1 protein-coding gene is annotated in these 228 nt (G+C 42.1%); it reads left to right on the forward strand.

All coding sequences use genetic code 11. The features are described from left to right. Positions 1-4 precede the first annotated feature (4 nt). Positions 5-139 (forward strand): hypothetical protein, encoded by a 135-nt coding sequence (locus tag DNU06_RS18315; RefSeq protein WP_394342457.1) that lies wholly within the window; start codon positions 5-7, stop codon positions 137-139. The last annotated feature ends 89 nt before the right edge of the window (positions 140-228 follow it).

Genomic DNA, 228 nt, shown 5'->3' on the forward strand with positions numbered 1-228 from the left:
TGCAATGAAATTCAAGCTAGCATTCCGGGAGCATTATGTTCCAGGGGGAGTGCTCCATATGAAACAAGAAGAGTTTATCTGGTTCAAGCAAGGAGGAGATACTGTGATGCAGTATCTCAATAAATTCCACCAACTCTAATAGTATGCCAATGACCCGATGAATACAGATCCGAAATAGAAGAATTGTTTTATGAGGGGACTCAATGACAGGCTTCAGCGGAAAATGGC

This window comes from Putridiphycobacter roseus (assembly GCF_003234935.1).
Taxonomy (GTDB): Bacteria; Bacteroidota; Bacteroidia; order Flavobacteriales_D; family Crocinitomicaceae; genus Putridiphycobacter; species Putridiphycobacter roseus.